Below are 26,202 nucleotides of genomic sequence, written 5' to 3'. Positions count from 1 at the left end.
GACGTCAGGAGACCTTGCGATCCGGCTCGAAGGCGTGACCGGATTGCTCCTGCTCCAGGTTGTCTTCGGAGCGGTGGCCCGCCCAGTAGTCGGCGTTCTTGATGCCGAGCTTCTCCGGGTGGAACACGGGATCCAGCCCCTGGGCCTGCTGGGCCTCGTAGTCCTTGAGGCAGACGAGGGCGGTTTTTTGCAGCAGCAGGATGGCGCCTATGTTGAGCCAGGCCATCAGGCCTACCCCGATGTCACCCATACCCCAGGCGAGATCGGCGGTCTTGACGGTGCCGTAGACGGTGGAGGCCATCAGCGTCAGTTTCAGCACGAAGGTCAGCCAGGGGCGGTTCACCTTGCGGTTGATGTAGGCGATGTTGGTCTCGGCGATGTAGTAGTAGGCGACGATAGTGGTGAACGCGAAGAAGAACAGCGCGATGGCCACGAACATGTTGCCAAAGCCAGGCATCATGCTCTCCATGGCGGTCTGCACATAGCCGGGACCGGCGGCCACGCCGGCGATGCCGGTGTAGATCGCGGCGCCATCCGGCCCCTGCACGTTGTAGAGGCCAGTGATCAGCAGCATAAAGCCGGTGGCGGAGCAGACGAACAGGGTGTCGATGTAGACGGAGAACGCCTGCACCAGCCCCTGCTTGGCGGGGTGGCTCACAGCGGCGGCGGAGGAGGCGTGCGGCCCCGTGCCCTGACCCGCTTCGTTGGAGTAGACCCCGCGCTTGACCCCCCACATGATGGCCAGCCCCAGTACGGCGCCAAAGCCGGCGTCAAAGCCGAAGGCGCTCTTCCAGATCAGCATCAGCACGCCCGGCAACTGACCGATGTTGAGGGCGATGATGACGCAGGCGACGATGATGTAGCCCAGCGCCATGAAGGGCACGACGGTGCTGGCGAAGTGGGCGATGCGTTTGACCCCGCCGAAGATGATGAAGCCGAGCAGCAGCGCCAGGCCCGCGGCGGTGACGTTCGGATCGATGGCGAAGGCGGTCTGCAGGCTGGCGCCGATGGAGTTGGCCTGCACCCCGGGCAGCAGCACGCCGCAGGCGAAGATGGTGGAAATCGCGAAGGTCCAGGCGTACCACTTCATGCCGAGCCCCTTCTCGATGTAGAAGGCCGGGCCGCCGCGGTATTCACCGTTGATCTTCTCCTTGTAGACCTGACCCAGGGTGGACTCCACGAAGGCGGAGCTGGCACCGAGGAAGGCGACCATCCACATCCAGAACAGGGCGCCAGGGCCACCGAAGGTGATGGCGGTGGCGACCCCGGCGATGTTGCCGGTGCCGACCCGGCCTGCCAGGGTCATGGCCAGCGCCTGGAAGGAGGAGACACCGGCATCGGTGCTCTTGCCATCAAACATCAGGCGGATCATCTCCTTGATGTGGCGCAGTTGCAGAAAACGGGTGCGCAGGGAGAAGTAGAGGCCGACTCCCAGGCATAAGAAGATGAGCGCAGGGCTCCAAATCACGCCATTGATGGCATTGACGATCTCATTCATGTACAACAACTCCTTTGTCGTGCTCTCTTGGCGAGGTCTGTGCCTCGCTCTTGAAAAAACAGGCGACCAAAGAGGTCGCCCAATATGGGGCAGAACTTTCGACTACCAAGTTCGCGGGTTTTAACATATCGATTTGTTTTGTGGCTTCCTAGTAAAAATTGTTCATCAATTGTTAATTTGTGAATTGGCGTTAACAAATGGCCAAGGGAGCTGGACAAGATCCGGCTCTTGCCCATCATCCGGGCCTGCATCCTGTCGATGGGGGCGCAGGAGGGAGAACAGAGGGAGGATAAAAGTGGGGTCAGGCATGAAAATGAAAGCAGATAGCTGCACCATTCGCCTCGCGGGCGGGGAAGACGGCGCAGCCCTCGCCGGCCTGTTCGAGCAGTTGGGTTATCAGACCCGGGCGGACGAGGTGGTGGCACGCCTGCTGGCGCCGGATCCGGCAACTGAGGTGCTGCTGGCCTCACTCGGGAGCAAGGTGCTGGGGGTACTGGTGTGGCATCGGCTGCAGCCCCTGCATGTGGCCGGCACCTGGGGTCTCATCTCGGCGCTGGTTGTTGATGAGGCCACAAGGGGGAGCGGGGTTGGCGCCGCCTTGCTGGCGACGGCGGAGGCCCACGCCCTGGCGCAGGGTTGCAGCCAGCTGGAGCTCTCCAGCAGCCTCAAGCGGGAGGGGGCCCATCGTTTCTATCAGGCGCAGGGGTATCTCGAGCGCCCCAAACGGTTCGTGAAAGTGTTGTGATTGGCAAGAGGAGTCCCCGTGTTCTGGTCCAGATTGAGAGCTGTATTTGGTCGTCCCTCGGATACGAGGAGCAAAGTCCCCCTGGTGCTGGAGTGGCAACAGGCCCTGGCCGCCGTGCCCATCTTGCAGGGGTTTTCCCTAGCAGATGAACAACGGCTGGTGGCGTTGGCCCAACAATTTCTGGCTCGCAAGACCCTCACCCAGATCGGGGTCGAGCTCACGGCACGCCAGCAGGCGGTGCTGGCCCTGCAGGCAGTGTTGCCGATCCTGCACCTGGGGCTGGACTGGTATCGCGGTTTTCACGAGGTGATCATCATCCCCGAGCCCGTCACCCGCCGCCAGGAGGTGCAGGACGAGTTCGGACTGGTGAGCGAATGGGAAGAGGAAAACGCCGGTGAATCCTGGCCTCAGGGGCCGCTGGTGCTGGCCTGGAGCGAGTTGCAGCAGGATGGGGACTGGGACGGCTTCAACCTGGTGATCCACGAGCTGGCCCACAAGCTCGACATGCTGGGCGGGGACGCCGATGGGGCGCCACCACTGCATGGGGGCATGGATCCCAGGCAATGGACCCTGGCCCTGCAGAGCGCATTTGATGAGCTGAAGGGACAGCTCGAGCGGGGAGAGGTGACCGACATCGATCCTTACGCCGCCGAGCACCCCGCCGAGTTCTTCGCGGTGTGCAGCGAGAGCTTCTTCACCGATCCCCTGCGCCTGCGTACGGTGTATCCCGCCGTCTATGGCCAGTTCGAGCGCTTCTTTGAGCAGCAGCCGGCGGCGCGTTTCCCGGCTACCCGCCTGCTGGCGGGGGAGGGAAACTTCTCCGAGTAAGGGGCAAGGACTGAGAACCTGTTCACGATCTGTCATGAGAGGCTGTCAGCAAGGTGAAGAGCAGCGCAGGAACCGGAATGTATATGGATACATGAGGATTCCGAGCAGCACATGAGCCTTGATCACGGTCTCGCAGTAAGATCGTGAGCAGGTTCTGAAAGGCGGATAAACAAAAGGCACCCGAGGGTGCCTTTTTGCATTGGGCGCGAGCGCCGGATGCGAGTCTTAAGCGGCGGCTTTGAGCTGCACGGCGGCGGCTTTCTTGTGATCGCCGATCGGCAGCACGGTGCGGCCGAACTGCTCGTTGATCACGGTGGCCATGGCCAGGTAGATGGCGCTGGCGCCGCAGATGATGCCTTCAAAACCGGCGATGGTGCCGATCAGGGTGCTGCCGGTGAAATCACGGGCGGCCAGCAGGAAGAACAGCACTGTCAGGGAGGCGAACACGAACTGCTTCACGCGCGGGAAGTTGATGGTGCCAACCAGCATGAACAGGGTGAACATGCCCCACATCAGCAGATACCAGCCCATGAAGGCGTGCGGGGTGGCTTCGGCCAGACCCATGCCCGGCATCATCAACAGGAACACCAGGCTCCACCAGAAGGTGCCGTAGGAGATGAAGGCGGTCACACCGAAGGTGTTGCCACGCTTGTACTCCATGATGCCGGCGATGATCTGGGCCAGGCCACCGTAGCACAGGCCCATGGCCAGGATCATGGCGCTGATGGGGAAGAAACCTGCGTTATGGATGTTCAGCAGAATGGTGGTCATACCGAAACCCATCAGACCCAGAGGGGCAGGGTTGGCCAATTTTTCGCTCACGTGGTGTTCTCCAAAAATAGAGGGGGGTTGATAAAAGACGCGCGATTTTAGGCAGGCTCTCGGCCCCTCGCAAGGGGGGACAGGGCAGAAAAGGTAAAAAAACTACACGAATTTTTACCCGGGCCATTATTCGTGTCATTCAGGTAGGAAACAGGTAAATGAATGACGTTTTCTTGGTTGATTTTTTGTGTAAATGACGGCGGTATGAAAATTAATGACAGGGGGTGGTACAGGGATGGCTGACCGACTCCTGCCGATCTCTTCACTCGATCTCTGACTGACCGGCGACCCCTCTTGTGGTGGTCAATATTTATTCTCATATGCCATCAGACAAAGCTATTTTATGCCTGTTTGAAGGGAGTGGGTGGCGAGCTATCAGCCTTGAATGCACATGGGTGGTGTATTCCACTACTGGTCTTCATGGGGGTAGCGGAATATGTGGTTAAAAAGGGGTGCTAACCCCATCCTGGCAAGGGGTCGCAGGGCAGATGCGAGCCGTGCAGAGCGAGGGCAGGGGAAGACATGGCAGCGGCCGGAATAAAGCGGGGCGAGGGAGAGGGTATAAGCAGAACGGCAAACAGCGCGGGGCAGCCTGGGCCGCCCCGCGCCGTCAGTTATCCAGGGTCAGCACGACCTTGGCCTCCTTGTCCGTCTCCTTGACCTGGCTGTCGAGCACGAACAACCGCTCCGGCGCCAGTCCCTGGGTATCCACCAGATACTCCTTGGTGTTCTGGGCGCGGCGCATGGCGAGGTTGCGCAATGACTTGGCTGTGATCAGCTGCTGATCTCGCAGCAGGATCATCGCCTGGGTACGCAGGGCCGGGCTCTGCTCGGCCAGCTTCAATCGGTCGGCCAGGCTGCCGAGATCTTCCTTGAATTTGGCCTCATAGGCTTCCCCCAGTGCGGCTTGCAGGGCGGCGTCCTGCTCCAGTAGGCCGAGATCCGCCGGCGCGCCGGTGATCTTGGCCAGCACCCGCTCCAGCTTCTGGCGCTGCAAGATGGGGCGCTCCTCGTTGAAGTTCACCTTGCCCCTGATGTTCATGCTGAGCTTGGGCCGCTCCTTCAATGCCTGAGCGAGCTTGGTCAGCTTGGTCTGCTGGCTCGGGGTGAGGCTTGGATCCCCGAGCAGGAAGGGCAGTTCATCGAGATCCTTGGTGCCGCCGGTGAGGGAGGCCAGCAGGGAGAAGGGGGAGCTGATGGCCTTGGTCAGGGTATTGCCGAGTACGTCCCAGAAGATATTGCCCAGGCTGAAGTTCGGTTGATCCAGATCTCCCTTCACCTTGAGGTTCATCTTGATGACGCCGCTTGCGTCGCTCAGGAGGGCGATGGCGAGCCCGAGGGGCAGATCCCTGGCCTGCTCGCTCTTGATCTTCTCACCGAGCTGCAGCTTCTTGATGGTGATGTCGTTGTCCCCCTCCAGCCGCTTGCCCTGCAACTTGTAGTTGAGCTTCATGGAGAGCTGGCCCTTGTCGATGGCGTAGCCTGCGTAGGTGCTGGAGTAGGGGGTGAAGGTGGTGAGCTCCAGGTTGGTGAAGGCCACGGCGACGTCGAGCACGGGATCGTCGATCAGCAGGTTGGCGCCGCCCCGGATGGTGACGGGGGCATATCTGTCCACCTTGCCGTTGAAGCTGAGCTCCGAGCGCTGGCCGGGGTTGTTGCTGATGTGGCGGTTCTGGCCGTTGAGGGAGGCGATGTCGACCACGAACTCCGGGCTCAGGCTGCGATCGGCGAAGCGCAGGTTGCCCTGCTCGGTGCGCACCTGGTCGATGAAGATGCGCGGGGCGGGACCCTGGCTGGCCTTGTTGCCCGACCGGGGCAGCAGCAACTGCTGGACGTTGGTGATCCCCTCCTCACTGATCTCGATGCGGGCGAAGGGTTGGCGCAGCAGGATGTCGTCGATCTTCAGCTGCTGGCGCATGCCGTCATAGTGCAGCCCGCTCAGCTCCAGCCGTTCAATTTGCAGCAGGCGCTGGTTGTCGGCGCGGTCCAGCACGTGCAGCTTGTCGATATCGAGCCCGCCTTCCAGCTCCAGTTGGCTCAGCGCTCCGGTCGCGTCGGTGGCGATGGCCAGCTTGGTGCGGCTACTGAGCACGCCGTCTTGCACCTTTATCCGCAACAGATCCTGCAGATAGGGCTGGGCCCAGCCAAGCGGCAGCCCCTGCTGCCTGATCTCGCCGCGCAGGGCGAAGGGGGCGGGGACAATGGTGCCATCAAAATTGAGCTGGCTCTGGCTATCCAAAGTGCCACGCAAGTTCAGCGGGCTGGCCTGATCGGTGGCGTTGCTCAAGGCGCCCAGGCTGAGCTCCAGCCCAGAGATCGTCCGTGGCAGCGCCTTGCCGCTGCTGGACTCGGTCAGCTTGAGCTCACCGCCGCTGATGCGGGTTTGCTTGAGTTGCCAGCGCCAGGGTTTGGCGGCCGGTTGTTTGGTCTTCTTCGGCGCGTTGCCCGCCGGTTTGGCGGTGGTCTGCGGGATCAGCAGATCGCTCAGATCCAGCTGCTGTTTGTCATCGAGCACGGCCGTGACGGCCGGGGACTTGAGCTCGATGGCATCGACGCTGAGGGACTGCTTGTTGCCATCGAGCCTGATGCCGGTCAGGGCGAGTTGGTTGAAGCGGGCAAACTCGGCGCCCTTGGGGCGCTTGAACTGCCCGTTGTTCACGACCAGCTTGCCCTTTGACATCTGCCAGTCGAGCCCTTGTTTGCCCGGCGAGAGCTTATAGGCCAGCTCGGCGCTGGCCTCTCCCCTGGTCAGATTGACCTTGAGATAGGGCGCCCAGAGCGGGGCCAGGGGGGCGAGCGCCACCTTGCCCAGGCTGATCTGCCCCTTGCCGGCCCCGGTCATGACGTCGAGTTCTCCCTCGGCCTTGAGGGGGCTCTGCTGATTGAGGGTGGCGCTTAAGTGATAGGGGCTGCTGTGGGCTTTAGCGGTGGAAAAGCCCGGCAGTTGCAGGGCGAGATCCCCGAGGGTGAGAGGTACAACCCAGCCCGGGCTGCCGCGCTTGCGGCTGTCCAGGTACTGGATCCGGCCCTGCTCCACCGCCAGCTTGTCTATCTGCGCCGGCAGCGGCTCTGTCACCGGCTGCGCGGGATCGGACGCCGGCATACTTGCCAGCAAGGGGGCCAGCGCCTCGGTCAGGTTGAAACGCAGCTCGCCCTTGCGCGCCTTGTCTTTGCTCTCCTCGAGACGGATCAGGTTCAGCACGGGTTTGACCAGGGTGGCTTCTTCGAACAGGAGGGCCTTCTGGTGCCAGCTCTCTTTTACCCTGGGGATGAGCCTCAGCTCCTCGAACGCCACCATGGGCTGCTGCTTTTCGTCGAGCAGGGCGCTGGGGCCCAGGGTGAGGGCGGGGGCGCGCAGATCGACCCTTATCTCCCCCAGGGTCAGATGCAGACCATAGTGCTTGGCCAGCCAGTCGGGCAGGTGCCGCTGGATGAGGCCGGGAGCTTGCCACAGCAGGATGGTGAGAGAGACGAGCAGGGCCGCACAGAGATACAGGACGTAGCGCAACAGGCGAGCGGACAGAGGCTTGGGCATGACGGTCTCCATTTGATGCGCTCATGGTAGCAATTAATCGAAGAGTAATCATGAGGCGAGCGAAGGGATTGCGCCGGACTCTGACCGGGATCGGTCAGAGTGTGGACGGAGGATGGGTACAGATGCCGGCGCCGGGCAGGAAGGATGCCTGGCACTGTGACAGCCCCTCGGTCGCGAGCCGCCAGCGGAAGGCTGGATCTTGACGCCAACAGCTGCCATAAGAGCCTGCTTTCCACGCCGACGCCATCATACCCAAGGCCCTGCCTGATGGGGCGCCCTCTTCCCGGCACCGGTCACTCAGCGCCGGTTTTCAAGGCGTTGAGGGAATTGACGCAGCGCTGCTCGGCCACCTCCAGCTCGGCCATCACCATCTGGATATCTTCCAGCTGCTGGCGCAGGGAGTGGCGCCTCGCCTCGATGATCTGGATCATGGAGTGCAGCTGGGTCCGGCTGGTCTTGTCGGTGTCATAGAGGTCGAACAGCTCGCGGATCTCCGCCAGGCTGAAGCCGAGGCGCTTGCCACGCAGGGTCAACTTCAGGCGGATCTTGTCCTTGTGGCTGTAGATCCGGGTCTGTCCCTCCCGGGTCGGGGTGATCAGCCCCTCGTCCTCGTAGTAGCGAATGGTACGCGGCGTGACGTCAAACTCCTGCGCCAGCTCGGAGATGCTGTAGGTCACCTCCTTGCCACAGAAGGGAGTGGCTTTCATGGTGTGCTCCTGTGGGGGTCAAAGGTCGGGGCCGGTACCGAATGGGCGTCGATGAGCACCTTGCCGGCAAGGTTGTCAGGGACCATGGCACTCTCCTTGCGCTATCTCAGCCGCCGCTGTCCGCAGGTGCAAGGCCCTGGCATGCAGTGCCTGACCGACCCGGGAGCCGTTGGCGCGGCCGAGCTGCTCGCTCACCCACTGGCCGGTGGCGGCCAGCTTGTCCAGATCCACCCCTGTGCTCATGCCAAGGCCGTGCAACAGGTAGACTACCTCCTCGGAGGCGACGTTGCCGGAGGCCCCCGGCGCATAGGGACAGCCGCCGAGCCCGGCCACCGAGCAGTCGATGGTGCGGATGCCGCGTTCCAGCGCCGGCAGCAGGTTGGCGAGCCCCTGGCCATAGGTGTCGTGAAAGTGCACCGCGAGTCGCCCTGCCGGCACCTCGTGCAAGACGGCGTCCAGCATGGGGGCGACTGTGCCCGGGGTGCCGACGCCTATGGTGTCGCCGAGGGAGATCTCGTGACAGCCGAGATCCAGCAGTCGCTCGGCCAGGGCGGCGACCCTTTTTGGTCGGGTGGGGCCGTCATAGGGGCAGGCGATGACGGTGGAGAGGTAGCCGCGCACCTTGATGCCGAGTCGGCGCGCCTGTGCCACCAAGGGGGCGAAGCGCACCAGGGACTCCTCCACACCGATGCCGATGTTGGCGCGGGTGAAGCCGTCCGAGCAGGCGGTGAAGAGGCCAATCTCGTCGACCCGGGCGGCGATGGCGGCCTGCAGCCCCTGGAGGTTCGGTACCAGGGCACCGTAGCGGGTGGGCACCTTGCGAGGCAGTCGCTCAAACAGGACGCCGGAGTCGGCCATCTGCGGCACCCGCTTCGGCGAGACGAAGGCGCCCACCTCGATCCGCTGCAGGCCGCTGTCCGCGAGGCGCGCTATCAGTGCGAGCCGCTGCTCCAGGGTCAGGATATGGATCTCGTTTTGCAGGCCATCCCGCGGCCCCATCTCCACCAGACTCACCCGATCGACGGGCCTCGTTGTTTCTCTGCTCATGATGCGCTCGCCTCCTTGTGCTCGTCGCTGCTGCTGACCGGGTCGGCGAAGTGCACCAGCACGCTGCCCTGACTCACCTGTTCTCCCACCTTGCAACTCAGGCTGTCGACTATGCCGTCCCGCTCGGCCTTGAGGCTGTGCTCCATCTTCATGGCCTCCAGCACCAGCAGGGCTTGCCCCTTGCTGACTGGTTGGCCCACTTCGACCAGCAGCGCCACCACGATGCCGTGCATGGGCGCAAGGGCACCCTGCATGGCGCCGCCGTGGTCCTGATCATGGGTCGGGTGATGAAGCTGATCGTCTGCGCCGAAGCGCACGAGTCGGCCGTCCACCCGCAGGATGAAAGTGCCGGCCTCGCTCTTTTGCACCGGATAGCGCTGCCAGCGCCCCTCCTGCAACAGGCGGATATGATCGGCGCCCAGCTCATAGGGGATCTGCTCCTCCTGCCAGTCGAGCCGGCCTTGATGCTCGTCGAGGCTGATGACGCTGGCTTCTTCCCCGATCCGCACCGCCGCCGTCCAGCGTCTGCTCTGCCCCAGACGAAATCCCGGAGCTTGCTGCCAGGGAGAGGAGCCTGGGCGCTGGTGGGTGCCGTTGGCGAGCCAGAGCGCGGCCAGCGGCCAGGCGAGCTCAGGTGTGGCCAGCGGTTCTGTGGGGATGGGCCACTGGGTGTGATGGTCCATGGCCAGCACCTCAGGCTCCTGACACAGCCGCAGCAACAGCGAGCCGTTGTGGACCAGAGGGCCAATCTCCAGTGCCGCCAGCCCGTCGGCGAGGCGGGCGAAGGCCTCGGCGCGGCTCTGACCGTGAGCGATGAGCTTGGCGATCATGGGGTCGTAATAGGGGCTGACCTCATCGCCGGCGGCGACGCCGGTGTCGATACGCAACCCCGCAGGCCAGTGCAGCCAATGGATGGGGCCGCTGGCGGGCAGGAAACCGGCTCCTACGTCCTCGGCGTAGAGGCGCGCCTCCACCGCATGGCCGCTCAGCACCACTTCTGCTTGTGCCAGCGGCAGTGGCTTGCCTTCCGCAACTGCGAGCTGCCAGGCCACCAGATCCTGGCCGGTGACGCACTCGGTGACCGGGTGCTCCACCTGCAGCCGGGTGTTCATCTCCATGAAGAAGAAGGCCCCGTCGCACAGCAGAAACTCTATGGTGCCGGCCCCCTGATAGTCGATGGCCCTGGCGGCGGCGACGGCCGCCTCGCCCATGGCGCGGCGCAGGGGCGCAGGGATGTCGGGGGCGGGTGCTTCTTCGATCACCTTCTGGTGGCGGCGTTGCAAGGAGCAGTCGCGATCCCCCAGATAGATGGCGTTGCCCAGGCTGTCGGCGAAGATCTGCACCTCCACGTGACGGGCACGGGCCAGGTAGCGCTCCAGCAACACGTGGTCATCGCCGAAGGCGGCCAGGGCCTCGCGCTTGACCGCGGCCAGGGCCTCATCGAATTCGGCTATCTCCTCGACCCGGCGCATCCCCTTGCCGCCGCCGCCGCTGGCGGCCTTGATCAGCAGCGGGAAGCCGGTCTGGCGTGCCTGATCACGCAGCACCTCAGGGTGCTGATCTGCCCCGTGATAGCCGGGCAGCACGGGCACGCCCGCCGCCTGCATCAAGGCCTTGGCGCCGGACTTGTCTCCCATGGCGAGGATGGCGGCGCCGCTTGGGCCGATAAAGCGGATCCCCTCTGCCTCGCAGGCGCTGGCAAATTCATGGTTCTCCGACAAAAAACCGTAGCCGGGGTGGATGGCATCGACACTCGCCTGGCGGGCGATGGCGAGCACCTTGGCGCCGTCGAGGTAGCTCTCCCGCGCGGGGGCCGGCCCGAGATGCCAGGCCTCGTCCGCCTCGCGCACGTGCATGGCGTTTGCATCGGCATCGGAATAGAGGGCGATGCAGTGGATGCCGAGGCGGCGGGCTGTCTTGATGATCCGCACGGCGATTTCGCCACGGTTCGCTATCAGCAAGCGTTTGATGGGCGTGTGAATGGTCATGCTTCATCCTTGAAACGGGGGCGCCAGCCGGGGGGGCGTTTGTCGAAGAAGGCCTGCATTCCCTCCTGGGCTTCGAGGCCGACCCGCACCCGGGCTATGGTATCGACGGTTTTCTCTTCACATTGGTGGACGGGCTGGCCCTCGATGGCGGCCAGCAGCCTCTTGGTCTCTTTCATCGCGGCGGGGCCGTTGCGGCACAGGCGCAGGGCCAGCAGGCGCCCCTCGGTCAGCAGCTCGGTTGGGCTGGTCATCAGGTGGGCCACATTGAGCCGACAGGCGGTGATGGCATCAAACGGCTCGGCGCTCAGCATGTAGCGGCGCGCCTGGCGCATGCCCATGGTGCGCACCACGTAGGGGCTGATCACCGCGGGCACCAGCCCCAGACTCACCTCGGAGAGGCAGAAGCGGGCGTTGTCGGCGGCGAGCACTATGTCGCAGGCGCAGATGAGGCCAAGCGCCCCGCCGTAGGCTGCCCCCTGCACCAGGGCGAGGGTGGGGAAGGGCAGCTCATCCAGGGTCTGCATCAGCCTGGCCAGCACCCGGGCGTCTTCCCGGTTTTTCTCAAAAGAGCTGGGATCGAAATCCGCGTGGGCCTGGCTGCGCATCCAGTTGAGATCGGCGCCGGCGCAAAAATGCGTGCCCTCCGCCCGCAGCAGCAGGGCGTGGGGGCGACCGGCGCCGGCGTGGCCCTGAACCAGCTCCTCCAGGCCATCGAGCAGCCCCTGCATGAGGTTGGCATCCAGCGCGTTGTGGCGCTCCGGGCGTGCCAAGATGAGCTCCGCCAGGGGGCCGTGGCGCTCCAGCCGAAATCCGGCAAGAGGATCGCTAAAAAGGGGATCGGACATGTTGAACTCCTTACATCCGGAAGATGCCGTATTGTTCCGGGCCGATATCGGCGCCCCGGCAGGCGGCCAGCGCTAGCGCCAGCACGGTGCGGCTCTGGGCGGGATCGATGACGCCGTCGTCCCACAGCCTGGCACTGGCGTAGTAGGGGTGGCCCTGCTGTTCAAAGGTCGCGATCACCGGAGTGCGGATGGCCTCCGCCTCCTGCTCGCTCAAAATCTTGCCCTCGGCCGCCAGCTTGTCCCGGCGCACCTGCACCAGCACGCCGGCGGCCTGCTCGCCCCCCATCACCGAGATGCGGCTGTTGGGCCAGCTGAACAGGAAGTCGGGCTCATAGGCGCGGCCGCACATGCCGTAGTTGCCGGCGCCGAAGCTGCCGCCGACGATCAGGGTGATCTTGGGCACCCGGCTGCAGGCGACGGCGGTGACCAGCTTGGCGCCGTGCTTGGCGATGCCTTCTCGCTCGGCTTGGCTTCCCACCATAAAGCCGGTGATGTTCTGCAGGAACAGCAGGGGAATAGCGCGCTTGTTGCAGAGCTGGATGAAGTGAGCCCCCTTCTGGGCGCTGTCGCTGTGCAGTACCCCGTTGTTGGCGAGGATCCCCACGGGCATGCCTTGGATCCGGGCAAAGCCGGTCACCAACGTGGTGCCGAACAGCGCCTTGAATTCGTCAAACTCGGAGCCATCGACCAGGCGGGCGATCAGCTCTCGGGCGTCATAGGGGCGCTTGAGGCTGGTGCCCACCAGACCATAGATCTCGCCTATGGGGTAGAGGGGCTCGTCATAGGTTGGTGAGCGGGAAGTGGAACCCGACGTCGGAATATTGTTTTCACCCGCATGGCTGTCCCCCAAGTTGCTGACTAATGTGCGGGCGATGGTGAGCGCATGGGCATCGTCCCGCGCCATATGATCCGCCACCCCGGAGTGGGCGCAGTGTACCTCGGAGCCACCCAGGGCCTCGGCGCTGATCTCCTCACCGGTGGCGGCTTTGACCAGGGGTGGGCCCGCCAGGAAGATGGTGGCCTGGTTCTTGACCATGATGGACTCGTCCGCCATGGCGGGCACATAGGCGCCGCCGGCGGTGCACAGGCCCATTACCACGGCGAGCTGGGGTATGCCCTGGGCCGACATGCGGGCCTGGTTGTAGAAGATGCGGCCAAAGTGCTCCCGGTCGGGAAACACCTCGTCCTGCATGGGCAGGAAGGCGCCGCCAGAATCCACCAGATAGAGGCAGGGCAGCCGCAGCCGCTCGGCGATGGCCTGGGCCCGCAGGTGCTTCTTCACCGTGAGGGGGTAATAGGTGCCCCCCTTGACGGTGGCATCGTTCACCACCAGCAGGCAGAGCCGACCCGCGATTTGGCCCAGCCCGGTGATGATGCCCGCAGCGGGTACAAGATCGTCATAGACCTGCCAGGCCGCCAGGGCGGAGAGCTCGAGGAAGGGGGATCCGGGGTCCAGCAACTGATCGATGCGCTCGCGGGGCAGCAGCTTGCCACGGGACTGATGGCGGGCGTTGTTGGCCACGCCGCCGCCCTGGGCAATCTCGTCGAGGCGGGCATTGAGATCGCTGACCAACGCCTGCATGGCGGCCTTGTTGGCCACAAACTCCGGGCTTGCGGTGTCGAGGCGAGAGTGAATACGCGCGTGTATCTGGCTCATGCGCTTGCTCCCGCAGCTGCCTTGCTGCCGAGTTCGGATGAAAGCAGGCGGCTCATGTGTTCTCTCCCATCAGTTCGCGGCCGATGAGCCAGCGACGGATCTCCGAGGTGCCGGCCCCGATTTCGTAGAGCTTGGCGTCTCGCAGCAGGCGGCCGGTGGGGTAGTCGTTGATATAACCGTTGCCCCCCAGCAGCTGGATGGCATCGAGGGCCATCTGGGTGGCATTTTCGGCGGCAAACAGGATGGCGGCGGCGCAATCCTTGCGGCTGGTATGGTCCCGATCGCAGGCCGCGGCCACCGAATAGACCAGGGCGCGGCTGCTGGCGAGGCGGGTATACATGTCCGCGAGCTTGCCCTGCACCAGCTGAAACTCACCGATGGCCTGGCCGAACTGCTTGCGCTCGCGCACATAGGGCAACACCACGTCCATGCAAGCCTGCATGATGCCGAGCGGCCCCGCCGCCAGTACGATGCGTTCGTAATCCAGCCCGCTCATCAGCACCTTGACCCCGCCGTGCAGGGGGCCGAGCAGGTTCTCTTTGGGCACCTTGCAATCGTCAAATACCAGCTCGCAGGTGCTGGAGCCGCGCATGCCGAGCTTGTCGAGCTTCTGGGCTGTGGTGAATCCCGGGGTGCCCGCCTCGACGATAAAGGCGGAGATGCCCTTTGCGCCCGCCTTGGGATCCGTCTTGGCATAGATCACGAAGGTGTCCGCATCCGGACCGTTGGTGATCCACATCTTGTTGCCATTGAACAGGAAGTGATCGCCCCTGTCTTCCGCCGTCAGGCGCATGGCGACCACGTCTGAACCCGCACCGGGCTCGCTCATGGCGAGCGCTCCCACGTGCTTGCCGCTGACGAGATCAGGCAGGTAACGAGCCTTCTGATCAGGGGTGCCGTGACGGTGGATCTGGTTGATGCAGAGGTTGGAATGGGCGCCGTAGGAGAGGCCGACCGAGGCGCTGGCGCGGCTTATCTGCTCCATCACCAGCACGTGGGCGAGGTAACCGAGGCTCACCCCATCATAGGCTTCCGCCACCGTGATGCCGTGCAAGCCCAGCTCACCCATCTTGGGCCAGAGGTCGCGGGGGAAGGCGTTGCTCCTGTCTATCTCCTCGGCGCGGGGCGCTATCACTTTCTGGCAGAAGGCCTCGACCTGCTCAGTCAGGGCCTGGAGGGTCTCATCCATCAGGGCATGCATCCTTGCTCTCCTTATGTAGGGTTGTGCTCGGAGGTTCGACTGTCCCGCACAAGGGAAAAGGGGTCAGTCCACTCATGAAGCAAGTTTACGTTAGCGTAAACGTAAATGAATTGTTAGTCTAAGGTAAATGCGTTGACGGGTGACTGCAAGGGGCATCTCGGCGTGGTCGGCCTCGAGGCGCGGGCAAGATGACCAGCTACGGCAACCGCAATGGCGGCCCGCAACCCGGGCTCGGTGATAAGGCCGGGATAAGCACAGAGACAAGAGCAAAGGGGAGATCAGCATGAGTCAGCACCACACCCAGTACGGGGATCTGCCGCTGTATATCGGCGGCGAGGCCTGTCCGTCCGTGAGCGAGCAGTGGATCGAGGTGACCAACCCGGCGGATCAGAGCCTGCTAGCGCGGGTGCCGAGGGCGACATCGGCCGAGATCGAGCATGCGGTGCGCACCGCTCACGACGCCTATCTGCTGTGGCGGGAGGTGCCGGCCCCGGAGCGGGCTCGGGTCATGTTCAACTACCAGCATCTGCTGAAGGTGCATCACGACGAACTGGCGACCCTGCTGGCTCAGGAGACCGGCAAGAATCTGGCGGATGCCAAGGGTGACGTGTGGCGCGGCATCGAGGTGGTGGAGCAGGCCTGCGCCATCGCGAGCCAAACCCTGGGGGAGACCATGGGCAACGTGGCGCGCCGGGTCGATGGCCACTCCTGGGTGCAGCCGCTGGGGGTCTGCGTCGGCATCACACCGTTCAACTTCCCGGCCATGATCCCGCTCTGGATGTTTCCGCTGGCGGTGGCCTGCGGCAACGGCTTCGTGCTCAAACCCTCCGAGCAGGATCCCCTTACCCCCATGCGACTGGCGGAGCTGTTCGCCGAGGCGGGGGCGCCCAAAGGCATCCTCTCGGTGGTGCACGGCGGCGCCGAGCAAGTAGATGGGCTGCTCACCCATCCGGATGTGAAGGCGGTCAGCTTCGTGGGCTCGGCCCGGGTCGGTGCCCACGTCTATCGCACCGCCACCGAACACCTCAAGCGGGCCCAGTGTTTCGTCGGTGCCAAGAACCACATGGTGATCATGCCGGACGCCAACAAGAGCCAGGTGCTGAGCAACCTGGTGGGGGCCGGGGTCGGCGCCGCCGGCCAGCGCTGCATGGCCATCAGCGTGGCGGTGTTCGTGGGCAGCGCACGGGAGTGGATCCCGGCGCTCGCCGCCGAGTTTGCCAAGGTGAAACCGGGGATCTGGCATGATCCAGAGGCCGCCTATGGCCCTCTTATCAGCCCGGAGGCGAAAGTCAGGGTAGAAGGTCTCATCGAAGCGGGCATCAAGGAAGGGGCCGAGTGCCTGCTGGATGGCCGCTTCTGCGACGTGCCCGGCTACCCGGTGGGCAACTGGGTGGGGCCCACCCTGTTTCGCGGCGTGACCCCCGAGATGCGCATCTATAAGGAGGAGATCTTCGGCCCCGTGCTCGCCTGTCTCGAGGTGGAGAGCCTGGACGAGGCGCTGACCCTCATCAACAACAACCCCTATGGCAACGGCACCTCCATCTTCACCGGCTGCGGCGCCGCGGCCCGCAAGTTCCGTCACGAGGTGGCGGTGGGCCAGGTGGGGATCAACGTGCCCATCCCGGTACCGCTGCCGTTCTTCTCCTTCACCGGCTGGCGTGGCTCCTTCTACGGGGATCTGCACGCCTACGGCAAGCAGGCGGTGCGCTTCTACACCGAGACCAAGACGGTGACCGAGCGCTGGTTCGACGAGGACATCCCCACCGGCCCCAATATGACCATCCACCTGCGTTGAATGCTGCGCCGGGGTCGTTCCCCTCGGCGCTCACCATGATCATCCAGAGATAAGCAATCGAGATAACGAGGAAGCGAACAAGATGGATTTTACTTTGACCTTGGATCAGCTGGCCTACGTCGAAGCCGCCAGCGCCTTCGCCGACGAGGCGCTCAAACCCCATGCCGCCCGCTGGGACAGGGAGCACGAGTTCCCCATCCCCACCATCAAGCAGGCGGCGGCGCTCGGCTTCTGTGGCCTTTATACCCCGGAGCAGTACGGTGGTCTGGCCCTGCCGAGGCTGGATGCCAGCCTGATCTTCGAGCGCCTGTCCATGGGTTGCACCTCCACCACGGCTTACCTGACCATCCACAACATGGTGAGCTGGATGCTGGGCACCTGGCTGCCGGAAGACGTTGCCAAGGAGTGGGTGCCAAGGCTCGCCAGCGGCGAGTTGCTCGGCTCTTATTGCCTCACCGAGCCGGGGGCCGGCTCGGACGCGGCGGCCCTCAAGACCCGCGCGTTGCGGGACGGGGAGGATTATCTTATCGACGGCAGCAAGGTGTTCATCTCCGGGGCGGGCAGCACCCAGGTACTGGTGGTGATGGCCCGCACCGGCGGCGAGGGGGCCAAGGGGATTTCCGCCTTTATGGTGCCGGCCGAGACGCCGGGGGTGAGCTATGGCAAGGCCGAGGAGAAGATGGGCTGGAACAGCCAGCCGACCCGTGAGGTGAATTTCAGCGCCGTGCGCATTCCCGCCCGCTACCGGCTGGGTGAGGAGGGGGAGGGCTTCAAATTTGCCATGCAGGCGCTGGATGGCGGGCGCATCAATATTGCCAGCTGCTCGGTGGGGACGGCTCAGCAGGCGCTGAACGATGCCCTGGCCCACGTGCAGCAGCGCCAGCAATTTGGTCGCCCGATCAGCGAATTCCAGAGCGTGCAGTTCAGGTTGGCGGACATGGCCACCGAGCTCGCCGCCGCCAGACTGCTGGTGCGCCAGGCTGCCGACAAGCTGGACAGGGGCAGCCCGGACAAGAGCGCCTGGTGCGCCATGGCCAAGCGGCTGGCTACCGATGTGGGCTACAAGATCTGTGACGAGGCTCTGCAACTCTTTGGCGGCTATGGTTATATCCGCGAATACCCGCTGGAGCGCTACCTGCGCGACACCCGGGTACACCGTATCCTGGAAGGCACCAACGAAGTGATGAGGCTGATCATCGCCCGCCGCCTGCTGGCGGATCCCGGTTTGTCGCTGGAGTAACGGGTGCGCCGCTTTTTCTGGAGGGCGCCAAGGCAGGTCATGTGGTTAAACATCGCCCGCCGCCTGCTGGCGGAGCCCGACCTTTCGTTGGAGTAACTCGCACCCGGATAAGGCTTTGTGAGCCAGCCGAAAGTCGGCTCCATTCAACCCTGTCATCATGGGGCAGGTTTATTCACAAGGACGATGCAATGACAAGGATCAGGCTCGAATACCACGGCCACGTGGCCTACATCACCCTCGACCATCCGCCTGCCAACACCTGGACCCTCGCCAGCCTGCAGGCCTTCTTGCAGATGATGGTGGAGCTCGACGGCCGCCCGGACGTAGTGGCCCTGGTGATCCGCGGGGCGGGGGACAAGTTCTTCTGCGCCGGCGCCGATCTCAATATGTTTGCCGATGGCAATGTGGAGCACGCCCGCGCGGTGGCCGAGGCCTTCGGTCGCGCCTTCGAGGCGCTTGCCCGTTTCCACGGTGTCAGCATCGCCGCCATCAATGGTTATGCCATGGGCGGCGGGCTGGAAGTGGCGCTGGCCTGCGACATTCGCATCGCCGAGCAGCAGGCCAAGCTGGGGCTGCCGGAGGCCTCGGTCGGCTTGCTGCCCTGCGCCGGTGGCACCCAGCGTCTCACCGAACTGGTGGGGCCGGGCTGGGCCAAGCGCATGATCCTGTGCGGCGAGAAGGTGGGTGCCACCCTGGCCTACGAGATGGGGCTGGTGGAGGAGGTGGTCACCGAGGGCCGCGCCTGGGCGGCGGCGCAGCAGATGGCGCAGTTGGTGGAGCGCCAGAGCCCGAGTGCCCTGCGCGCCTGCAAGGTGCTTATCAACCAGGGCCGCAGCGGCCATCGAGATGAGGGTCTGCCACAGGAGCGCAGCCTCTTCCTCGCGCTGTTTGCGGACGCCAACCAGCGCGAGGGGGTGGCCGCCTTCCTGGAGAAGCGGCCGCCACGCTGGCACTACGGCGCGCCCTCAACACAAGATGGAGAGACCCATGAGTGAAGCGGTGCGGATGGCTCTCTATCCCACGGGGGATGGTCATCGGATCGGGGTGTTGACCCTCGACAGTCCCGCCTCCCTCAACGCCCTGAGCCTTGAGATGATCCAGCGCCTGCAAGAGGCGCTCACGGCCTGGGAGCAGGATCCCGCCGTGGTCTGCGTCTTGCTGCAGGGGGCCGGTGAGAAGGCGTTCTGCGCCGGCGGCGACATCCGCTCCTTCTATCACCGCAGGCAGGAAGCGGATGAGCAGGCGCTGTTTCACTACGCCCGCGACTTCTTTGAGCAGGAATACAGGCTCGATCACCATATCCACCGCTATGCCAAGCCGCTTATCTGCGTGGCGGACGGGATCTGCATGGGGGGCGGCATCGGCCTGTTCGCCGGCGCCGATTTCAGGATAGTGACCGAGAAGAGCCTGTTCGCCATGCCGGAGGTGACCATAGGCCTCTATCCGGACGTGGGGGCGAGCTGGTTTTTAAGCCGGATGCCGGGGCGGCTAGGGCTCTGGCTCGGGCTGACCGGGGCGCGCTTCAACGGTGCCGATGCCATTGGCCTCGGGCTTGCGGATCACGCCATGGCCAGTGCGGAGCGAGCTGAGCTGCTGCCCCGTCTGGCCGCCCTCGACTGGTCGGAGAACGAGCCCCGCGAGCAGTTGGATCGACTGTTCAGGGGCTTGCAGGTAGCGGTTACTGCTGATGTTCCGGCGCCCCTGCTCTTGCCTCATCAGGCCAGGATCGATGCCCTGCTGGCTGGCGTCAGCCTGGAGGGGGTGCTGACTCGGCTGTCTGATGCCAGCTTCGACGACAGGAGCCTGGCCCTGGCCCGGGAGACTTGCCTAAGCGGCAGCCCCATCAGCCGTGCCATCCTCTGGCGCCAGTATTGGCAGGCTCGCCGCCAGTCACTGGCCGAGGTGTTCGCCGACGAGCTGGCGCTGTCGGTCAACTGTGTGCTGAAGGGAGACTTCGTGGAGGGAGTGAGGGCGCTGCTCATCGACAAGGACAAGTCCCCCCGCTGGCAGGCGCCGCAGCCCGGCACCGACTGGCTGGATGATTATTATGCGTGGCCCCAAGGGCGCAACCCCCTGCAGGCTGGCGCCCGCTAGCGCAACGCAACGCAAGTGAACTTGAGAGCAAGGAGCAAACAATGACAAGGATTGGATTCATCGGGCTCGGCAACATGGGGGGACCCATGGCCGCCAACCTGGCCAAGGCGGGACACGCAGTGCAGGTATTCGATCTGGTGCCCGACAACCTGACCCGAGCGATCGCGGCCGGTTGCGTCGCCGCCGGGGATGCCTGGGAGGCGGTGAGCGGCTGCGAGCTGGTCATCAGCATGCTGCCGGCAGGCGACCATGTGCGTGGGCTCTGGCTCGGTGAGAGTGCGGGAGAGAGAGGCGGGCAGGATCTGCTGGCCGCCCTGCCGGCGGGGGCCCTGGTCATCGACAGCTCCACCATAGACGTGGCCTCGGCCCGCCGGGTGGGGGAGGCGGCCAGGGCCCGCGGCATCCGCTTCATTGATGCCCCCGTCTCGGGGGGCGTGGCCGGTGCGGCGGCGGGGACGCTGACCTTCATCGTTGGCGGCGAGGCGGCGGATTTCGAGGCGGCCAAACCCATCCTGGCCCTGATGGGACAGAACCTGTTCCACGCCGGGGCTCTGGGGGCGGGGCAGATCGCCAAGATGTGCAACAACATGCTGCTCGCCATCCACATGGCGGGCACCGCCGAGGCGCTGGCGCTCGGGGTGAAGGAGGGGCTGGATCCAAGCGTCCTCTCCACCATCATGGGCAAGAGCTCGGGCAACAACTGGAGCCTTGAACACTATAACCCCTGGCCCGGGGTGATGGAGAACGTGCCCGCATCGCGCGGCTATCAGGGGGGCTTCATGACCAAGTTGATGGTGAAAGACTTGGGGTTGGCCATGGCGCTGGCCGAGCACGCCCACAGCGCCGTGCCGCTCGGAGCCCTGGCTCGCAACCTGTTCAACCTGCACGCGAGCCAGGGGTTGGGAGAGCTGGATTTCTCCAGCATCCTAGGGCTGTATCTGGATAAAGCGCCAGGTGAAAAATAAGCGCTTGGGAGCGCTGGCCCCCCATCACTGTGCAGCCTGCACGCGAGCCAGGGGCAGGGAGCCAAGGATTTCTCCAGCATTCTCGAGCTTTATCTGGACAAATCACAGCCGGGTTAAGTGGCGGCTCGCCGCCCATCCCCCATTTACCGAACGTCTTGGCCGTACTCAGGCCGCGGCCAGCCCAATAACCAGGAGCATTCATGGACATTCATAACAGAGTCATTGCCATCACGGGGGCGGGACGGGGGCTTGGCCGCGCCATCGCCCTCAGCCTGGCCAGTCAGGGGGCCGTGCTGGCCCTTATCGACGTCAATCGCGCCGATCTGGAGGTAACCGAGGCGGAGCTGCGCAGCCGTGACGGGCGCTGCACCTTGTTCGTCTGCAACGTGGCCGACGAGGCCGAGGTGGAGGCGACCTTCGCCGCCATCAAGGAGCAATGTGGTGCCTTGCACGGCCTCATCAACTGCGCCGGGATCCTGCGGGACGGCATGCTGATCAAGGTGAAAGAGGGAGAACTGGTGGAGAAGATGAGCCTGGCCCAGTGGCAGGCCGTCATCGACGTCAACCTGACCGGCACCTTCCTGTGCGGCCGCGAGGGGGCGGCGCTGATGGCAAAAGAAGGGCAGGGCGGTGTCATCATCAATATTTCGTCGATTGCCCGTGCCGGGAATATCGGTCAGAGCAACTACGCCGCCAGCAAGGCGGGGGTGGCCTCCCTGGTGGTGACCTGGGCACGGGAGCTGGCGCGCCATAAGATCCGGGTGATGGGCATCGCCCCCGGGGTTTTTGCCACCGACATGACGGCGGCGATGAAGCCCGAGGCCATGGCCCGCATGCAGCAGGCCATCCCGGTCGGTACCCTGGGGCAGGGGGCGCAACTGGCCCAGACGGTGCAGTTCATCCTCGCCAACGACTACCTGTCCGGGCGGATCATCGATCTCGATGGCGGGCTGCGGCTCTAGCCTCGCCCGCGATACCACGACGCCCCTGACCATCAGGGGCGTTTTTATTGGTGGGCGGGCTGGCAGGCCGAAACAGGCGGGCGTTACCTGGATGAATACCCATGCAGGTCTTGTTGAAAAAGGGGCGCCAGGTCATTGAAAAATGTGAAATATCAGCGGGTCTCTCTTAATTTGAACCAGCTCACAGGCCATCAGAGTCAGTGCTGTAGAATTGCGCGCGGTCAAGACGGTGCATGATCGGCGCTATGAGGGATTGCGGTCGGAATAGTCATGCAATATAGTTGCCGCCTTTTTCACGGGGTACGGATTTTTCGCCCCTCCCATGTCGCGCGCAGCATGAATACGGATGCTCTGTAGCCGCCTAATAAAACAGGATTGAGATGGACAAGAAACTAGGGCTAGGCGCCCTCATTTCGCTGGTGATCGGCTCCATGGTCGGTGCCGGGGTCTTCAGTCTGCCACAGAACATCGCGGCTCATGCCAGCGCCGGGGCCGTCGCGCTGGGATGGGCCATCACCGGGATCGGCATGATCTGCCTCGCCCTGGTGTACCAGAACCTCTCCATGCGCCGCCCGGATCTCGATGGCGGTATCTTCAGCTACGCCAAGGCCGGTTTCGGTGATTTCGTCGGCTTCAACGCGGCCTGGGGCTACTGGCTCTGCCAGCTGCTGGCCAACGTCTCCTACGCCATCGTGGTGTTCAGCGCCCTGAGCTACTTCTTCGACACCCCGGACAACGTCATCTTCGGCGATGGCAACACCCCGGTGGCCATCACCCTGGCGTCCATCCTCATCTGGTCGGTGCACGCCCTGGTGCTGCGCGGGATCCAGGTCGCCGCTCTGGTGAACATAGTGACCACCATCGCCAAGATGGTGCCGCTCATCGTGTTCTGTGTCGCCGTGCTGCTCGCCTTCAATATGCAGACCTTTACCCTGGACTTCTGGGGCCATGGCAACACCGAGCTCGGCTCGGTGATGGATCAGGTCAAGTCCACCATGAAGGTGACCCTCTGGGTCTTCATCGGCATCGAGGGGGCCGTGGTGGTCTCCGCCCGTGCCCGTCATCGCAAGGATGTGGGCCGTGCCACCGTGCTGGCGCTGCTCGGCGCCCTGGCACTCTACGTGATGGTGACCCTGTTCTCCCTGGGGGTCATGAACCAGCCGCAACTGGCCGAACTCAAGAACCCCTCCACCGCCATGATCCTGGAGGCCGTGGTCGGTCCCTGGGGTGCCTGGCTCATCAACATCGGGTTGGTGATCTCGGTGATGGGGGCCCTGCTGAGCTGGACCGTGCTGGCGGCTGAGGTGCCCTACATCGCGGGCAAGACCGGGGTCTTCCCGGCCTGGTTTGCCAAGGAGAACAAGAACGGCTCGCCCCAGGTGTCGCTCTGGTGCTCCACCTGCCTGGTGCAGGTCTTCCTCATCATCATCTACTTCCAGAACAGCACCTACCTGGCGCTGGTCAACATCGCCACCTCGGCGGCGCTGGTGCCCTATGTCTTCTCCGGCGCCTATGGCCTCAAGCTGGCGATGCAGGGCACGACCTACGAGAACCAGCCTCACCAACGCAAGCGTGACCTGCTGCTGGCGCTGGTGGCCACCGTCTATGGCTGCTGGCTGGTGTATGCCGCCGGGGTGGAATACCTGCTGCTGGTGGCGCTGCTCTACAGCCCGGGCATCTTCATCTACTGGAAGGCGCGCCAGCATCATGGCCTGCGCAGCCTCAACCGGCTGGAGCAGGGGATGACGGCGGCCCTGCTCGGTTGCGCCGTGCTGGCGTTCTACAAGGTGATGGACGGTACCATTCCCCTGCATTAATCGGCACAATAAAGAGATGGCCTGGTGCCATCTCTTTTTTTATGCGCGGATCTGGTCAATATGACCACCACATTGCTAGGGAAGGAATTTTTATGCTGTTTTTGGGGTATCTGGTGTTGGGGGCCTTCGCGGGTCTGTTGGCCGGGCTGTTCGGCATAGGGGGAGGGCTCATCATAGTACCGGTGCTGGTCTTGAGCTTCCACGCCCAGGGAGTCTCCCCCGAGATCATCACCCACCTTGCCCTCGGCACCTCGCTGCCCACCATGATCTTCACCGGCTTCAGTTCGCTGCGGGCACACCAGGAGGCCGGCGCGGTCGACTGGGTGATGATCCGCCGACTGGGGGTGGGCATGTTGATCGGCGCCTGGCTCGGCGGCATGACCGCCAGCCAGCTCAGCGCCAGCACCCTCAACATCATCATCGGCTGCTTCGCCTGGACCATGGCGGTGCAGATGGGGCTGAACCTCAAGCCCAAGGCGGAACGTCGTCTGCCAGGCCCCGTCGGGACCGGCATCGCGGGCACCTTCATCGGTTGGCTCTCGGCGCTGTTTGGCATAGGGGGCGGCTCCATGACGGTGCCATACCTGAGCTGGAACTCGGTGCCGATGCGCAACGCCGTGGCAGCCTCTGCCGCCTGCAGCATCCCCATCGCGGTGGCGGGCAGCCTGAGCTACCTCTACGCCGGCTGGGGCCGCACCGACTTGCCCGAGTGGAGCGTTGGCTTTATCTACCTGCCGGCGCTGCTCGGCATCATCCTCACCAGCACCCAGTTTGCCCGCATCGGCGCCCGGTTGGCACACCGCCTCTCCCCCCAGCGGCTCAAGCAGGCCTTCGCCCTGCTGATGCTGGTGATCGGGGCAAAATTCATGCTATTTAGCTGATTTATTGGCAAATTGCCGAAAAAGCAGGCGAACGGTTCGGCTCGGGGCAGAAAGCCATTGCATTGACCGGCCAGTTTGCCTATTCTCCTCGCCGGTGGTCCTATTGGTCCTCTCGCATTGATAACCCGTCGACCTGGTCAGGACCGGAAGGTAGCAGCCAAGGTGGGGGACTCGAGTGCCGGGATGTGGCTGGTAGGGCCACCACTTGTTTCTGCAGATCAATAAGTTAACCCTCTTGAGCCGTCTGGTCATCCACTTTATGTGGACGACAGGAGCGCTCGCAATGAATCTCTGGCTCAGTCCTCAAGGTATCTGGTACTACCGCAAGGTGACAGTGCTCCCCTGTGGTCGCCGTAAAGACATTAAGAAATCTCTCCGTACTCGGGACAAGCTGGTCGCTCGTGACAAGGTGGCTCAGATGCTTGCTTGTGCGCGTTCTCGGGTAAAACCTGCGGCTGTCCAGCCAGAACCTCAGCCAAATTCCCTGCCGGAGCCTCAGCGGCTACCGCAACAGACACCATCTGTGGCCAATCTTGCCTCTGAGTCAGCCGCCAGTGGCGCCTTCTGCTATTTCATCCCCTGTACTTTCAGAACTCAGTGAAAGCCATCTGGGAGAGAAGGCGCTGTCCCAATTACGAATTGGAAGGTTAACCTTGAAATAGGTCATCAGATGGATACCCAAGCTTTCCAACATCTCTTGTCTCACGTCCCACTCTTCACTCCGCGCTAGCGCCGTACTGCTGTCCATGCACTCACCGCACCTGCGCCCATTGCCTCCCCAACGACGGTGCTCCCCCTTGCAGCTGCAGCCCTCACTGCCACGCCGCGGCCGCTCAATTGGCGCCTTGGGATTGGAACCGTGGCTTGCGCCGCTATAGCTGCAAAGCGTGTCTATGCACCAGTTCCGTGATGACCAAGACATTCAGGGCCGACTTCGTAAGGGACTCAGTGCTGGGAATACTATGCCCAGGCCATCATCGAGATACTGATCGTTCGGCAGGCGGCCATCCGCTGTGGGGTCTACAAAAACACTGCTTCCCTGTGGCGTCACCGCTTCTTGAAAGCCATGACAAGCAATCAGGCGACGGGATTGTCGACGTGGATGAAGCCTTCTTCCTGGAATCGTTCAAGGGTCAACGCAGATTGCCCGCCCTGCTCGTCATCGCGGTGGCAAGGAACGTACCCGTAGCACCGGGGCAGATGACATCCCGGTGATGGTGGTGCAAGACAGAGCGGGGCATCTGGCCGATTTCCAACTGGATAAGATGGATGCCCGAACGATCAAGGCGATACTCATGCCGTTGATTGCACCTGATGCCGTGTTTTGCCGTGACGAAGCGGAGGTCTATGCGAGTTTCAGCCATCAGCAAGGGCTGACACATCAAGTGGTGCACAATCGAGAAGGCGAGCCAGTCGTAGGGGCCTATCACATCCAGCACGTGAACGGTTACCACAGTCGGTTGAAAGGATGGATGGTGCGGTTCCATGGGGTAGCAACCTATTAGCTGGGGAATTATCCAGGCTTGCACAGGATGCTGGAGCGTTATGGGCAGAAAATAGATGTCTCTCAAGCAC

19 protein-coding genes, 1 other RNA gene and 1 pseudogene are annotated in these 26,202 nt (G+C 63.7%); 12 read left to right on the top strand and 9 right to left on the bottom strand.

What is annotated here, in order from left to right:
* Positions 1-4 precede the first annotated feature (4 nt).
* On the bottom strand, positions 5-1,498 hold the full coding sequence (locus BN1124_RS02005; RefSeq protein ID WP_042638578.1) for an alanine/glycine:cation symporter family protein: 1,494 nt from the start codon (positions 1,496-1,498) through the stop codon (positions 5-7).
* A 307-nt stretch (positions 1,499-1,805) separates the two neighbouring features.
* Between BN1124_RS02005 and BN1124_RS02000 the strand changes: the two genes are divergently transcribed.
* Together BN1124_RS02000 and BN1124_RS01995 are read left to right on the top strand one after the other, a co-directional pair.
* Complete coding sequence (locus BN1124_RS02000; protein WP_042638575.1) at positions 1,806-2,243, top strand: GNAT family N-acetyltransferase; 438 nt, start codon at positions 1,806-1,808, stop codon at positions 2,241-2,243.
* A gap of 18 nt (positions 2,244-2,261) precedes the next feature.
* The gene (locus BN1124_RS01995; protein ID WP_042638573.1) at positions 2,262-3,071 is read left to right on the top strand and encodes a M90 family metallopeptidase; all 810 of its coding nucleotides are present in this window, start codon (positions 2,262-2,264) and stop codon (positions 3,069-3,071) included.
* Between the two features lie 225 nt (positions 3,072-3,296).
* Here the strand turns inward: BN1124_RS01995 and BN1124_RS01990 are convergent, their stop codons facing one another.
* From BN1124_RS01990 to BN1124_RS01955, 8 genes are all read right to left on the bottom strand, one after another.
* The gene (locus tag BN1124_RS01990) at positions 3,297-3,893 is read right to left on the bottom strand and encodes an acetate uptake transporter (protein WP_033131986.1); all 597 of its coding nucleotides are present in this window, start codon (positions 3,891-3,893) and stop codon (positions 3,297-3,299) included.
* A 610-nt stretch (positions 3,894-4,503) separates the two neighbouring features.
* Complete coding sequence (locus BN1124_RS01985; protein ID WP_197066154.1) at positions 4,504-7,440, bottom strand: DUF748 domain-containing protein; 2,937 nt, start codon at positions 7,438-7,440, stop codon at positions 4,504-4,506.
* A gap of 281 nt (positions 7,441-7,721) precedes the next feature.
* A complete protein-coding gene (locus BN1124_RS01980; RefSeq protein WP_042638571.1) occupies positions 7,722-8,135 on the bottom strand; it encodes a MerR family transcriptional regulator in 414 nt (137 codons plus the stop codon).
* Positions 8,136-8,210: 75 nt separating this feature from the next.
* Positions 8,211-9,182 (bottom strand): hydroxymethylglutaryl-CoA lyase, encoded by a 972-nt coding sequence (locus tag BN1124_RS01975; protein WP_042638569.1) that lies wholly within the window; start codon positions 9,180-9,182, stop codon positions 8,211-8,213.
* The gene (locus BN1124_RS01970) at positions 9,179-11,170 is read right to left on the bottom strand and encodes an acetyl/propionyl/methylcrotonyl-CoA carboxylase subunit alpha (protein WP_042638567.1); all 1,992 of its coding nucleotides are present in this window, start codon (positions 11,168-11,170) and stop codon (positions 9,179-9,181) included. The genes BN1124_RS01975 and BN1124_RS01970 overlap by 4 nt, the downstream gene beginning before the upstream one ends.
* A complete protein-coding gene (locus BN1124_RS01965; protein WP_042638565.1) occupies positions 11,167-12,015 on the bottom strand; it encodes an enoyl-CoA hydratase-related protein in 849 nt (282 codons plus the stop codon). The genes BN1124_RS01970 and BN1124_RS01965 overlap by 4 nt, the downstream gene beginning before the upstream one ends.
* 10 nt (positions 12,016-12,025) lie before the next feature.
* The gene (locus BN1124_RS01960) at positions 12,026-13,672 is read right to left on the bottom strand and encodes a carboxyl transferase domain-containing protein (protein WP_042638563.1); all 1,647 of its coding nucleotides are present in this window, start codon (positions 13,670-13,672) and stop codon (positions 12,026-12,028) included.
* Between the two features lie 52 nt (positions 13,673-13,724).
* Positions 13,725-14,873, bottom strand: coding sequence for an isovaleryl-CoA dehydrogenase (locus tag BN1124_RS01955; protein WP_042638561.1), 1,149 nt, complete (start codon positions 14,871-14,873; stop codon positions 13,725-13,727).
* Positions 14,874-15,156: 283 nt separating this feature from the next.
* Here BN1124_RS01955 and BN1124_RS01950 point away from each other — a divergent pair, with 283 nt between their 5' ends.
* The 10 genes and pseudogenes from BN1124_RS01950 to BN1124_RS20595 form a co-directional block, all read left to right on the top strand.
* Entirely contained in the window at positions 15,157-16,668 is a 1,512-nt protein-coding gene (locus BN1124_RS01950) for a CoA-acylating methylmalonate-semialdehyde dehydrogenase (protein ID WP_042638559.1), read from the top strand.
* Positions 16,669-16,750: 82 nt separating this feature from the next.
* The gene (locus BN1124_RS01945) at positions 16,751-17,908 is read left to right on the top strand and encodes an acyl-CoA dehydrogenase family protein (RefSeq protein WP_042638557.1); all 1,158 of its coding nucleotides are present in this window, start codon (positions 16,751-16,753) and stop codon (positions 17,906-17,908) included.
* 188 nt (positions 17,909-18,096) lie between these two features.
* Positions 18,097-18,903 (top strand): enoyl-CoA hydratase, encoded by an 807-nt coding sequence (locus tag BN1124_RS01940; RefSeq protein WP_042638556.1) that lies wholly within the window; start codon positions 18,097-18,099, stop codon positions 18,901-18,903.
* A complete protein-coding gene (locus tag BN1124_RS01935; RefSeq protein WP_042638554.1) occupies positions 18,896-20,002 on the top strand; it encodes an enoyl-CoA hydratase/isomerase family protein in 1,107 nt (368 codons plus the stop codon). The genes BN1124_RS01940 and BN1124_RS01935 overlap by 8 nt, the downstream gene beginning before the upstream one ends.
* 41 nt (positions 20,003-20,043) lie before the next feature.
* A complete protein-coding gene (mmsB, locus tag BN1124_RS01930) occupies positions 20,044-20,967 on the top strand; it encodes a 3-hydroxyisobutyrate dehydrogenase (protein ID WP_042638552.1) in 924 nt (307 codons plus the stop codon).
* A gap of 200 nt (positions 20,968-21,167) precedes the next feature.
* Positions 21,168-21,929, top strand: a complete 762-nt coding sequence (locus BN1124_RS01925; RefSeq protein ID WP_033131973.1) for an SDR family oxidoreductase — start codon at positions 21,168-21,170, stop codon at positions 21,927-21,929.
* Positions 21,930-22,309: 380 nt separating this feature from the next.
* Positions 22,310-23,746, top strand: a complete 1,437-nt coding sequence (gene arcD / locus BN1124_RS01920) for an arginine-ornithine antiporter (RefSeq protein WP_042638550.1) — start codon at positions 22,310-22,312, stop codon at positions 23,744-23,746.
* 92 nt (positions 23,747-23,838) lie between these two features.
* A complete protein-coding gene (locus BN1124_RS01915) occupies positions 23,839-24,627 on the top strand; it encodes a sulfite exporter TauE/SafE family protein (protein WP_042638548.1) in 789 nt (262 codons plus the stop codon).
* Positions 24,628-24,728: 101 nt separating this feature from the next.
* Positions 24,729-24,825: signal recognition particle sRNA small type (ffs, locus tag BN1124_RS20605), an RNA gene on the top strand.
* Positions 24,826-25,297: 472 nt separating this feature from the next.
* Positions 25,298-26,202 (top strand): annotated as a pseudogene (locus BN1124_RS20595) (IS1595 family transposase); the annotation flags it as partial.

It is taken from the genome of Aeromonas eucrenophila (assembly GCF_000819865.1).
Classification (GTDB): Bacteria; Pseudomonadota; Gammaproteobacteria; order Enterobacterales; family Aeromonadaceae; genus Aeromonas; species Aeromonas eucrenophila.
Note: the sequence above shows the minus strand (reverse complement) of the source record. Positions and strands in the feature narration are given on the sequence as shown.

Coding starts and splice junctions, on each gene's coding strand:
- BN1124_RS01985 (WP_197066154.1), bottom strand. CDS start 7,440: ATGGAGACCGTCATGCCCAAGCCTCTGTCCGCTCGCCTGTTGCGCTAC.
- BN1124_RS01950 (WP_042638559.1), top strand. CDS start 15,157: ATGAGTCAGCACCACACCCAGTACGGGGATCTGCCGCTGTATATCGGC.
- BN1124_RS02000 (WP_042638575.1), top strand. CDS start 1,806: ATGAAAATGAAAGCAGATAGCTGCACCATTCGCCTCGCGGGCGGGGAA.
- mmsB (WP_042638552.1), top strand. CDS start 20,044: ATGACAAGGATTGGATTCATCGGGCTCGGCAACATGGGGGGACCCATG.
- BN1124_RS01980 (WP_042638571.1), bottom strand. CDS start 8,135: ATGAAAGCCACTCCCTTCTGTGGCAAGGAGGTGACCTACAGCATCTCC.
- BN1124_RS01955 (WP_042638561.1), bottom strand. CDS start 14,873: ATGCATGCCCTGATGGATGAGACCCTCCAGGCCCTGACTGAGCAGGTC.
- BN1124_RS01915 (WP_042638548.1), top strand. CDS start 23,839: ATGCTGTTTTTGGGGTATCTGGTGTTGGGGGCCTTCGCGGGTCTGTTG.
- BN1124_RS01965 (WP_042638565.1), bottom strand. CDS start 12,015: ATGTCCGATCCCCTTTTTAGCGATCCTCTTGCCGGATTTCGGCTGGAG.
- arcD (WP_042638550.1), top strand. CDS start 22,310: ATGGACAAGAAACTAGGGCTAGGCGCCCTCATTTCGCTGGTGATCGGC.
- BN1124_RS01975 (WP_042638569.1), bottom strand. CDS start 9,182: ATGAGCAGAGAAACAACGAGGCCCGTCGATCGGGTGAGTCTGGTGGAG.
- BN1124_RS01945 (WP_042638557.1), top strand. CDS start 16,751: ATGGATTTTACTTTGACCTTGGATCAGCTGGCCTACGTCGAAGCCGCC.
- BN1124_RS01925 (WP_033131973.1), top strand. CDS start 21,168: ATGGACATTCATAACAGAGTCATTGCCATCACGGGGGCGGGACGGGGG.
- BN1124_RS02005 (WP_042638578.1), bottom strand. CDS start 1,498: ATGAATGAGATCGTCAATGCCATCAATGGCGTGATTTGGAGCCCTGCG.
- BN1124_RS01935 (WP_042638554.1), top strand. CDS start 18,896: ATGAGTGAAGCGGTGCGGATGGCTCTCTATCCCACGGGGGATGGTCAT.
- BN1124_RS01940 (WP_042638556.1), top strand. CDS start 18,097: ATGACAAGGATCAGGCTCGAATACCACGGCCACGTGGCCTACATCACC.
- BN1124_RS01960 (WP_042638563.1), bottom strand. CDS start 13,672: ATGAGCCAGATACACGCGCGTATTCACTCTCGCCTCGACACCGCAAGC.
- BN1124_RS01970 (WP_042638567.1), bottom strand. CDS start 11,170: ATGACCATTCACACGCCCATCAAACGCTTGCTGATAGCGAACCGTGGC.